Origin of the sequence: Actinophytocola sp. (assembly GCF_050699935.1) — a bacterium.
GTDB lineage: Bacteria > Actinomycetota > Actinomycetes > Mycobacteriales > Pseudonocardiaceae > Actinophytocola.
Genome location: NZ_JBOHGB010000235.1, coordinates 1 through 6,932, shown reverse-complemented (window position 1 = coordinate 6,932; position 6,932 = coordinate 1). Strand labels below are relative to the sequence as shown.

The following is a 6,932-nucleotide window of genomic DNA, read 5'->3' as shown; positions in this document are numbered from 1 at the left end:
CTCGCTCGCGGTGTCGCGGCCGGCCGCGCCGGCGCCGTCCGCGGCCAGCGTCACCGCCCGCACTCCCGTGTCCGCCAACAGGTCCAGCTCGCGCGGCCCGCCCTGGAAGCCGCACAGCGCGATGCCCACCCCGACCTCGGCGAGCACGTCGAGGTTCTCCCGCGCGTCGCCGTAGACGTGGTCGAGCACGGCGGTGGTGTCCAGTCCGATCTCGAGCAGGTCCGCCGGCACGCCGGTCTCCTTGATCGCCCGGTGCACGGCGCTGACCAGGTCGCCGTCGGCGGACTGCAGACGGGACAGTTGCAGCCGTAGCAGCGCCCCGGGTGCCTCGCCGAGGGTGGCCCGCAGCTCGGGCAGTCGGGCGCAGACCTCCCGCAGTATCGCCGGTCCGAGTTGGACGGATATACCGGTGCGCTCGCCGAGCGCGACGCAGTCCCGGTGGCCGATCGTCTCGCCGTCCTCGCGTTCCCAGACCAGCACCGGCCGGGCGGCGACGGCATGCTGGTCGGTGGCGCGCACCACCGGCTCGTAGGCGACGGTCAGCTCGCCGGTCTCCCACGCCGCCGGCAGCTGGACGGCCAGCGCGTCGTCGTCGCGGCAGCGGTAGTCGTCGCCGGGATGGAAGGCGGCCCACTGGCGCCGGCCGGTGACCTTCGCCTTGCGCAGCGCGGAGTCCGCGGCGCGGAAGAGCTCGGCTGCGGACATCTCGTCGGCGCCGCAGCGCGCCGTCCCGATGGTGGCGCCGACCCCGACGCCGCGTTCGTCGATGAACTCAGCCTCTTCGAGCTCGGCGTTGATCCGGCCGATCACCTCGTCGAGGGGCGGCGCCGCCGGCGGGTCCTCGAACAGCACGGCGAACTCATCGGGACCGATCCGGGCGACGAGGGTCCGCTCGCCCTCCGCCATGCCCTCCAGCCGGTGCCCGACCGTCTTGAGTAGACGGTCGCCGAACTCGTGGCCGAACCCGTTGTTGACCGCGGCGAAGCCGTCCAGGTTCACCAGGCAGAGGGTCACCGCGCCGCCCGGCTCGACGCGGCCGAGCGTGCTCTCCAGCTTCGAGGTGAAGTGCTGCCGGTTGGGCAGCCCGGTCAGCGCGTCGTAGAGCAGCTGGTGGCTCAGCCGGTCCTGGAGCAGCTGCAGCTCGCTGATGTCCTGCACCATCGTGACGAAGTACGCCGGGTCGCCGGCCCCGTCGTGCAGCAGCGAGATCGCGAGGAACACCCACGCGGTCTCGCCGTCCTCCTTGCGCAGCCGGCGGTGCTCGTGCACGCGCTCGGCGTCGCCGGCCAGCACGCGGCGGTAGCTCGACCGCACGTCACCCGGCGTGCCCCGGGCGCCGTGCAGGTCCTCGTCGGCGAGGAAGAAGTCGTGCAGCATCCGCCCGGCGAGCTGGCCGGGCGGGCACGCGAGGATCTGGCTGAGCGCCGGGTTCGATTCGACGCACATGCCGTCGAGGTTGGTGATCGCGATGCCGACCGCGGACGAGGTGAACACCTCGCGGAAGCGGTTCTCGGTGGCGCGCAGGTTGTGCTCGGTGCGCACCATCGCGTTGAACAGCGCCTGCTTGACCTGTTCCTGCTGGGTGAGCGTGTAGCCGCGCAGCCCACCGGCGTAGCCCGCGGACAGCGCGCCGAGCAGGACCACGGCCCGCCGCGCGAGCTCGTTGTCCGGTGTGTGCACGAGGTCCGCGAGCAGCCCCGCGGACAGCGAGTCGATCGTGGCCCGCAGGGCGGTCGGGTCGATGAAGCCCTCGTCGACCAGCCGCGCGCCGACCCGCAGGCCGACCTCGTCGGGCTTCTCCTCGCCGGCGAGCGCGGCCAGCAACTCGTCGACGAGCTCCAGCAGGAGCTCCTCGACCTCGACGACGGCGCGTGGGATGTAGGCGGACGAGGTGGCCTCGGCCGTCCACGCACGAGCGAGCTCCTCCCTGCGGGAGACCGGGGGAGGCGTGGCGGGAACGGGATGTCTGTCCATCAGTCTGTGATCATGACGGTTCTCATCGAAGCCATGCGCCGGCAGGTGGGTCCGCCCCCGCCGCCAGGAAGGACGCCTTCCGGACGGTGGGCGTCCGGAAGGCGTCCTTCCTCGCGGGCATATCTCATGCCTTCCGCGTCACGCCGGCGTAGAGCCCGTCCCGCTCCGCCCCGACGCCCTCTTCCACGGGGCGCTCGGGACGCCACCGCGACGTGGTCACCAGGCCGGGCTCGACGAACTCGAAGTCGCCGAAGAGCTCGAGCACCTCGTCGTGCGTACGCGGCCGGACCTGGTTCTGCGACTTCTTCATGAACGTCCGCAGTTCCTCGCCCTTCACCACGGCGAAGTCGTCGGTGAGGTGCGAGATCGCGAGGTAGCTGCCGGGCGCGAGCGCCTTTCGGTACGCGGCGAACACGCCCACCGGATCCTGGTCGTCCAGGATGTAGTGCCCGATCGTGATCGCCAGCAGGCCGACCGGCTTGTCGAAGTCGAGCGTCCGCCGGGTCTGCTCGTCCGCCAGCACGAGCCACGGCTTGGTCACGTCTCCGTGGATGATCACCGCGTTCTCGTTGTCGTCCAGCAGCAGCTGACTGTGGGCGACGGCGACGTGCTCGTTGTCGACGTACACCACGCGCGAGGAGGGGTCGGCCCCCTGGGCGATCTCGTGGACGTTGCCGACGGTCGGGATGCCGGAGCCGAGGTCGAGGAACTGCCGGATGCCCTGATCGATCATGAAGAGCACGACACGCCGGAGGAAGGACCGGTTCATCACCGCGAACCGCTTGATCTCGGGCTGGAACTTGAGTCCTTGCTCGATGTACTCCCGGTCGACTGCGAAGTTGTGGTTGCCGCCCAGCAGGTAGTCGTACATCCTCGCCGCGCTGGGTTTGTCGAGGTCGACCGAAGTTGGGACCCAGTTGGTCTGCTGCGACACCGTGCACCTCTCCGAGTCGGATCTGTGACCGAAACAGTACTAACGGACACCGGTGCGCCGGAGGCGGGTTCACCCGGATGGACGAAGAAATCGTCGGCTTTCAGCTTGCGGTCGACAGTCCGGTCGGCTTATCGGCGCGGGTGCGCGCCAGCGCGCCGAGTGCCATCTCGCGCAGCATCGTCGCCATGCCGCCGCGGCCGAGGTGCCGGCTGTACGGTGTTGAGTTGATCAACCCGAACACGGCGTGCGCGGCGGCGCGCGCGGTCGGCTCGTCGATGGCCGGGTCGGTGTCGCGAATCGCCTGCACCCAGACCTCGACGTAGCGCCGCTGCAGCGCGCGGACGCGGCGGCGGCCGGGCTCGGTGAGGTTGCCGAGGTCGCGTTCCTGCACGGTGATCAGCGCGGGGTTGTCGAGGGCGAAGTCGACCTGGAAGCGGACCAGCTCGGCGAGCACGTCGGCCGGCGCGCTGGCGTCCCGCCGCTCCTGACCGCCGGCGAGCAGCACCTCGCTGATCGACGTGAGCATCTCGCCGAGCATCGCGTCCTTGCTGCGGAAATGGCGGTAGAGCGCGGGTCCGGAAACCCCGACGGCGGCGCCGATCTCGTCGATGCCCACCCCGTGGAACCCGTGGCGTGCAAAGAGTTCGGCGGCCGCGGCGAGGATCTGCTCGCGGCGAGTCGACACGCGACCATGGTATCCGCCGTGTTAGCGACCGCTAACCGGGGCGCGAACGGTCCAACCTCGGCTGCTCCATCCGCCCGCGTCTGGCAATTGTTTACGACCAACGATGCGATTCCACGGGTTGTAACGGTCCGGTACTCATGTGTGATGTCGGGAATCTCACAGCGGAGATCTCACAGTGGAGGTCGGGGACCCATGCGAATCACGCGTACTCATGTCATTGCGGCGTTCGTGGCGGTCGCCGCCAGCGCCGGAATCGCCGCGCCGGCGATCGCGGCCGACACCGCGGTCGGGAAGTACGTCGCGCTCGGCGACTCGTACGCGTCCGGACTGGGCGCCGGCGGTTACATCGACGACGACTGCAAGCGCAGCTCGAACGCCTACGCCCAACTCTGGGCCAACGATCACGCCCCGTCCGCGTTCGAGTTCGTCGCCTGCTCCGGCGCGCAGACCGCGGACGTCGTGGCCAACCAGGTCGGCGTGATCACCGAGGACACCGAGCTGGTGACCATCGCCATCGGGGGCAACGACGCCGGCTTCGCGGACGTCATGACCGACTGCAACCTCGGGTCGGACGACGCCTGCGTGACCCGCAACCAGGAGGCGCAGGCGTTCGCGCAAGCCGAGCTGCCGGGTCGGCTCGACGGGGTCTACGCGGAGATCCGCAACCGGGCGCCGAGCGCGCGCGTGATCGTGGTGGGCTACCCGCGCATCTACACGCTCGACGGGGACTGCTCGGTCGGCCTGTCCGAGACGAAACGTACCGCCATCAACCAGTCCGCGGACGTGCTCGCCGACGTGATCTCCGCCCGCACGGCGGCGGCCGGCTTCGAGTTCCTGGACGGTCGGACGGCGTTCGCCGGTCACGAGATCTGCGCCCCGGGCGACGACTGGTGGCTGAACAGCGTCACCTTCCCCATCTCGGAGTCCTACCACCCGAACGCGGCCGGGCAGAGCGGGTACCACGCCGCCCTGGTCGGCATGACCGGCTGAGCACGGGAGGGGGATCCCACCAGCGGGCCTCGGCGGACGTCGCCGGGGCCCGCTCGCGTGCGCGCATGGTGCGGTGGACCCGCCCGTTGGCCGGCAGTAACATCGGAGCCGCCAAGTTAACGCTGACTAACCTGAGCGGAGCGAGATGGACGCGCCCGTCCTGCGCAGCGGGGCCGACCCGGACGACCCCGCGTTCGGCCGGAACGTCCGGGAGCACACGGCCCTCGTCGACGACCTGCGCGCGCGCTCGGCCCGCGCCGCGCGCGGCGGCGAGGAGAAGGCCCGGCAACGCCACGTCGACCGGGGCAAGCTGCTGCCTCGCGACCGGGTCGAGTCGCTCGTCGACCCCGGCTCGCCGTTCCTCGAGCTGTCGCCGCTCGCCGCCACCGGGATGTACGACGACGAGGCCCCGGCGGCCGGCATCATCACCGGGGTGGGCCGGGTCAGCGGCCGCGAGTGCGTGCTCGTCGCCAACGACGCCACCGTCAAGGGCGGCACCTACTACCCGATGACGGTCAAGAAGCACCTCCGCGCGCAGGAGGTCGCCCTCCACAACAACCTGCCCTGCCTGTACCTCGTCGACTCCGGCGGCGCCTTCCTGCCGCGCCAGGACGAGGTCTTCCCCGACCGCGAGCACTTCGGCCGCATCTTCTTCAACCAGGCCACGATGTCCGCGCGCGGCATCCCGCAGATCGCCGCCGTGCTCGGCTCCTGCACGGCCGGCGGCGCCTACGTGCCGGCCATGTCCGACGAGGCCGTCATCGTCCGCGACCAGGGCACGATCTTCCTCGGCGGCCCGCCGCTGGTGAAGGCCGCCACGGGCGAGGTCGTGAGCGCGGAGGACCTCGGCGGCGGCGACGTGCACGCCCGCCGCTCCGGCGTCACCGACCACCTGGCCACCGACGACGCGCACGCGCTGCGGATCGTCCGCTCGATCCTCAGCACGCTGGGCCCGCGCTCGCCGAGGCCGTGGGAGACGGTCAAGACCGAGGAGCCCGACGTCGACCCGACGCAGCTCTACGGCGTCGTACCGGCCGACTCGCGCACCCCGTACGACGTGCGCGAGGTGATCGCGCGGGTCGTGGACGGCAGCCGGTTCCGCGAGTTCAAGAAGGAGTACGGGCCGACGCTGGTCACCGGGTTCGCCCGCGTCCACGGCCACCCGGTCGGCATCGTGGCGAACAACGGCGTGCTGTTCGGCGAGTCCGCGGTCAAGGGCGCGCACTTCATCGAGCTCTGCGACCAGCGCTCGATCCCGCTGGTGTTCCTGCAGAACATCACGGGGTTCATGGTCGGCCGCGACTACGAGGTCGGCGGCATCGCCAAGCACGGCGCCAAGATGGTCACCGCGGTGGCCTGCGCGCGGGTGCCGAAGCTGACCGTGATCATCGGCGGCTCGTTCGGCGCCGGCAACTACTCGATGTGCGGCCGGGCCTACTCGCCCCGCTTCCTGTGGATGTGGCCCAACGCGCGGATCTCGGTCATGGGCGGCGAGCAGGCCGCCGCGGTCCTCGCCACCGTGCGCCGCGACCAGCTCGAGGGCCGCGGCGAGGAGTGGTCGGCCGAGGACGAGGAGGCGTTCAAGGACCCGATCCGCGCCCGGTACGAGCACCAGGGCAACCCGTACTACTCGACCGCCCGACTCTGGGACGACGGCGTGATCGACCCGGCCGACACCCGGATGGTGCTCGGGCTCGCGCTCTCGGCGGCCGGCAACGCGCCGCTGGAACCCGTCCGCTACGGCGTCTTCAGGATGTGAGTCCGATGTTCTCCACCGTTCTGATCGCCAACCGAGGCGAGATCGCCGTACGGGTCACGAGCACGCTGTCGCGGCTGGGCATCCGGGCCGTCGCGGTCTACACCGACGCCGACGCGGGCGCGCGGCACGTGCGCGAGGCCGACGAGGCGGTCCGGGTCGAGGGCTACCTCTCCATCGAGGCGATCCTCGCCGCCGCCCGGGAGACCGGCGCCGAGGCCGTGCACCCGGGATACGGGTTCCTGGCCGAGCACGCCGGCTTCGCGCGCGCGTGCGCGGACGCCGGGCTCGTCTTCGTCGGCCCGCCGCCGGCCGCCATCGAGGCGATGGGCGACAAGATCCGCGCCAAGCAGACCGTGGCGGCGGCCGGGGTGCCCGTGGTGCCGGGCCGCGACCTCGCCGGCATGTCCGACGACGACCTCGTCTCGGCGGCCGCCGAGGTCGGCTACCCGGTGCTGGTCAAGCCGTCGGCCGGCGGTGGCGGCAAGGGCATGCGCCGGGTCGAGCGCGCGGCGGACCTGCGCGGCGCGCTGGAGTCCGCCCGGCGCGAGGCGCTGGGCGCGTTCGGCGACGACACCCTGCTCGTCGAGCGG

6 protein-coding genes are annotated in these 6,932 nt (G+C 71.5%); 3 read left to right on the top strand and 3 right to left on the bottom strand.

What is annotated here, in order from left to right; all coding sequences use genetic code 11:
• The 3 genes from ACRDTB_RS36650 to ACRDTB_RS36640 all read right to left on the bottom strand — a co-directional run.
• Window positions 1-1,974, bottom strand: a 1,974-nt coding sequence (locus ACRDTB_RS36650; protein WP_431436852.1) for a diguanylate cyclase domain-containing protein, incomplete at its 3' end; no start/stop codon positions are given.
• 124 nt (window positions 1,975-2,098) lie between these two features.
• Complete coding sequence (locus ACRDTB_RS36645; protein WP_431436851.1) at window positions 2,099-2,908, bottom strand: SAM-dependent methyltransferase; 810 nt, start codon at window positions 2,906-2,908, stop codon at window positions 2,099-2,101.
• A gap of 100 nt (window positions 2,909-3,008) precedes the next feature.
• On the bottom strand, window positions 3,009-3,593 hold the full coding sequence (locus ACRDTB_RS36640) for an SACE_7040 family transcriptional regulator (protein WP_431436850.1): 585 nt from the start codon (window positions 3,591-3,593) through the stop codon (window positions 3,009-3,011).
• Window positions 3,594-3,785: 192 nt separating this feature from the next.
• On the opposite strand from ACRDTB_RS36640, the gene ACRDTB_RS36635 reads away from it, so the two are divergent.
• From ACRDTB_RS36635 to ACRDTB_RS36625, 3 genes are all read left to right on the top strand, one after another.
• A complete protein-coding gene (locus ACRDTB_RS36635; protein ID WP_431436849.1) occupies window positions 3,786-4,583 on the top strand; it encodes an SGNH/GDSL hydrolase family protein in 798 nt (265 codons plus the stop codon).
• Between the two features lie 145 nt (window positions 4,584-4,728).
• Window positions 4,729-6,342, top strand: a complete 1,614-nt coding sequence (locus ACRDTB_RS36630) for a carboxyl transferase domain-containing protein (RefSeq protein ID WP_431436848.1) — start codon at window positions 4,729-4,731, stop codon at window positions 6,340-6,342.
• Between the two features lie 5 nt (window positions 6,343-6,347).
• Window positions 6,348-6,932: biotin carboxylase N-terminal domain-containing protein (locus ACRDTB_RS36625; RefSeq protein WP_431436847.1), on the top strand; the 585-nt coding region annotated here is incomplete at its 3' end.